The organism is uncultured Aquincola sp. (assembly GCF_964001545.1).
In the GTDB taxonomy this organism is placed as follows: Bacteria; Pseudomonadota; Gammaproteobacteria; order Burkholderiales; family Burkholderiaceae_C; genus Aquincola.
In genome coordinates this window covers 1-3715 of the sequence record NZ_CAXFDV010000055.1, presented here as the reverse complement: position 1 = coordinate 3715, position 3715 = coordinate 1, and the positions used below count along the sequence as shown (strand labels likewise).

Genomic DNA, 3715 nt, shown 5'->3' with positions numbered 1-3715 from the left:
CGGCACAACGGATTGCAGCGACCATCTGTTTCCAGGGAAAACAGCGGGACGCCATCTGCGCTGGCTTCGGGTCGGGCGGGCCCTTCCTTCGATTACGGCGCCGCCTGCAAGCAAGCGGCCCCACCAGCGGTCTTGGATGACCCGCCACCGCCCGTGAAGGCGGCAGCGGCCCACCAATTCATCAGGCAGCGCGCCAGACTCGCGCGCCGCCCTCGATCACATTACGACTGAGCGGTCAGCGCGATCGACGACGCGTCGACACGCACGCCCACGCCCATCGTCGAGCTCACGGCCACCTTGCGCAGGTAGACGCCCTTGCTCGAAGCCGGCTTGGCCTTGTTCAGGGCTTCCAGCAGCGCGGCCAGGTTGCCGACCAGCTTGTCGGAGTCGAACGAACGACGGCCGATGGTGCCGTGGATGATGCCGGCCTTGTCGACACGGAACTGCACCTGGCCCGCCTTGGCGTTCTTCACAGCGGTGGCCACGTCGGGCGTCACGGTGCCGACCTTGGGGTTCGGCATCAGGCCGCGGGGGCCCAGCACCTGACCCAGCGTACCGACGATACGCATGGTGTCCGGCGAGGCGATCACCACGTCGAAGTTCAGGTTGCCGCCCTTGATCTGCTCGGCCAGGTCTTCCATGCCGACGATGTCTGCGCCAGCGGCGCGGGCTTCGTCAGCCTTGGCGCCCTGGGCGAACACCGCCACGCGCTTGGTCTTGCCGGTGCCGTTGGGCAGCACGACGGCGCCACGCACGACCTGGTCAGACTTTTTGGCGTCGATGCCCAGTTGCACCGAGACGTCGATCGACTCATCGAACTTGGCGGTCGCGCATTCCTTGACCAGCGCCAGCGCGTCGTCGATCGGGTACAGCTTCAGGCTGTCGACCTTGCCCTGCAGGGCCTTGGCTTTTTTCGTGAGCTTGGCCATGTCAGGCTCCTTCCACGGTCACGCCCATCGAGCGGGCCGAACCGGCAATCGTCTTCACCGCGGCGTCCAGGTCGGCAGCCGTCAGGTCCTTCTGCTTGGTCTTGGCGATCTCTTCGATCTGCGCACGGGTCAGCTTGCCGACCTTTTCGATGTGCGGACGACCCGATCCCTTGTCCAGCTTCAGCGCCTTCTTGATCAGCACGGTGGCCGGCGGCGTCTTCAGGATGAAGGTGAACGACTTGTCGGCGAACGCGGTGATCACCACCGGCAGCATCAGGCCGGGTTCCATGCCCTGGGTCTGCGCGTTGAACGCCTTGCAGAACTCCATGATGTTCAGGCCGCGCTGGCCCAGTGCCGGACCGACCGGCGGCGACGGGTTGGCCTTGCCGGCCGGGATCTGCAGCTTGATGAAGCCGACGATTTTCTTTGCCATGAATGGCTCCTATCGAGTTCAAGCGCCCGCACTGCCGACGGCGGCAGGACGGGCTCCTCGTCCAGTGCGACCCTGTTGCGAAGACGGCGGGGGGCGCCGGGTCGCGCCACAGCCCCCGCCCGGAGAGATCAGACCTTCTCGACCTGCGAGAAATCGAGCTCGACCGGCGTGGCGCGGCCGAAGATGGTGACGGACACCCGCACCTTGGACTTTTCGTAGTTGACGTCTTCCACGGCGCCGTTGAAGTCGGTGAACGGGCCTTCCTTGACCCGCACCGTCTCGCCCACCGTCCACTCGACCTTGGGCTTCGGCTTCTCGACGCCCTCTTGCATCTGGTTGACGATCTTCATCACCTCGGCTTCCGAGATGGGGACCGGGCGGTTCTTGGCGCCGCCGACGAAGCCGGTGACCTTGCTGGTGTGCTTGACCAGGTGCCAGGACTCGTCGTCCATCAGCATCTCGACCAGCACGTAGCCGGGGAAGAAGCGGCGCTCGGTCACGGCCTTCTTGCCGTTTTTCAGCTCGACGACTTCTTCGGTCGGCACCAGGATGCGGCCGAACTTGCTGTTCATGCCGGCACGGTCGATGCGCTCGCGCAGGTTGCGCTCCACGGCCTTTTCCATGCCGGAATAGGCGTGCACGACGTACCAGCGCAGCGGCGACGGCGCCGGGGTGGCGGCGTCGGTGGGGGTCATTTCGGATTCGCTCATGCTTTCTCGCTTGTCGTCAACGCCGCCAGCCCAGGACCAGGTCGTACAGCACCCACTCCAGCGTCTTGTCGGTCAGCCACAGGAACAAGGCCATCACCAGCACGAAGGCGAACACGTAGCCGGTCATCTGCATGGCTTCCTTGCGGCTGGGCCACACGACCTTCTTGGTTTCGCGCGCGGAATCCTGGCCGAAGGCGATGAGCTGCTTGCCCGTCTCGGACACCAGGAAGATGCCGACCGCAGCCGCCAGCAGCACCAGCAGCGCGATCACACGCAGCCACAGCGGCTGCGCCGACAGCAGGTAGAAGGCCGCCACCGCGCCAACCACCAGCACGCCGGCGGTGGCCAGCTTGGCCTTGTCCGCGCTGCTGGAGACGGTTTCGACTTGAGGATTGGTGGTGGCCATCGCTTTCAATTCAGGTTCGGATCGTGGGCTGTGTGCGCCAGCAAACGACAGACGCACTAGCAGCAAAGCCCGCCGGGCCGGCGCAAGGTCTGCGCACCGCCCGCGGGCTGATTTGGCTTCACCGAGCGAGACGCGTCAGCGTCCGACGGTGGCAGGGGCAGAGGGTCTCGAACCCCCAACCTTCGGTTTTGGAGACCGACGCTCTGCCAATTGAGCTATGCCCCTGCAGCCTTGACTTCTTACTCGATGATCTTGGCCACCACGCCGGCGCCGACGGTACGGCCGCCTTCACGGATGGCAAAGCGCAGGCCTTCTTCCATGGCGATCGGGGCGATCAGCTTGACGGTGATCGACACGTTGTCGCCCGGCATCACCATTTCCTTGTCCTTCGGCAGCTCCACCGCGCCGGTCACGTCCGTCGTGCGGAAGTAGAACTGGGGACGGTAGTTGTTGAAGAACGGGGTGTGGCGGCCGCCTTCTTCCTTGCTCAGCACGTACACCTCGGCGGTGAAGTGCGTGTGCGGCTTGATGGAGCCCGGCTTGCACAGCACTTGGCCGCGCTCGACGTCTTCACGCTTGGTGCCGCGCAGCAGGATGCCCACGTTGTCGCCGGCTTGACCTTGGTCCAGCAGCTTGCGGAACATTTCCACGCCGGTGCAGGTGGTCTTCTGGGTGGCGCGGATGCCGACGATTTCGATTTCTTCGCCAACCTTGACGATGCCACGCTCGACACGGCCGGTCACCACGGTGCCGCGGCCCGAGATCGAGAACACGTCTTCGACGGGCATCAGGAAGGCGCCGTCCACGGCGCGCTCAGGCGTCGGGATGTAGCTGTCCAGCGCGTCGGCCAGGGCCATGATGGCTTGCTCGCCCAGCTCGCCCTTGTCGCCTTCGAGCGCCAGCTTGGCCGAGCCCTTGACGATCGGGGTGTCGTCGCCCGGGAAGTCGTACTTGCTCAGCAGCTCGCGCACTTCCATCTCGACGAGCTCCAGCAGCTCGGCGTCGTCGACCATGTCGCACTTGTTCAGGAAGACGATGATGTAAGGCACGCCCACCTGACGGGCCAGCAGGATGTGCTCGCGGGTCTGGGGCATGGGGCCGTCGGCGGCCGAGCACACTAGGATGGCGCCGTCCATCTGGGCGGCACCGGTGATCATGTTCTTGACGTAGTCGGCGTGGCCGGGGCAGTCGACGTGGGCGTAGTGGCGGTTGGCCGTCTCGTATTCCACGTGCGCGG

At 65.4% G+C, this 3715-nt stretch carries 5 protein-coding genes and 1 tRNA gene; all 6 read right to left on the bottom strand.

From position 1 onward, the window contains the following. Window positions 1-221: 221 nt before the first annotated feature. Window positions 222-929, bottom strand: coding sequence for a 50S ribosomal protein L1 (gene rplA / locus ABNT58_RS02040; RefSeq protein ID WP_348751849.1), 708 nt, complete (start codon window positions 927-929; stop codon window positions 222-224). A gap of 1 nt (window position 930) precedes the next feature. Next, window positions 931-1362 (bottom strand): 50S ribosomal protein L11, encoded by a 432-nt coding sequence (gene rplK / locus ABNT58_RS02035; protein WP_348751848.1) that lies wholly within the window; start codon window positions 1360-1362, stop codon window positions 931-933. Window positions 1363-1490: 128 nt separating this feature from the next. Further along, a complete protein-coding gene (nusG, locus tag ABNT58_RS02030) occupies window positions 1491-2072 on the bottom strand; it encodes a transcription termination/antitermination protein NusG (protein ID WP_348751847.1) in 582 nt (193 codons plus the stop codon). Between the two features lie 16 nt (window positions 2073-2088). Continuing rightward, window positions 2089-2478 (bottom strand): preprotein translocase subunit SecE, encoded by a 390-nt coding sequence (gene secE / locus ABNT58_RS02025; RefSeq protein ID WP_348751846.1) that lies wholly within the window; start codon window positions 2476-2478, stop codon window positions 2089-2091. A gap of 149 nt (window positions 2479-2627) precedes the next feature. Further along, window positions 2628-2703 (bottom strand) — tRNA-Trp (locus tag ABNT58_RS02020). A 14-nt stretch (window positions 2704-2717) separates the two neighbouring features. After that, the coding region (gene tuf, locus ABNT58_RS02015; RefSeq protein WP_348751845.1) for an elongation factor Tu at window positions 2718-3715 on the bottom strand (998 nt) is incomplete at its 5' end.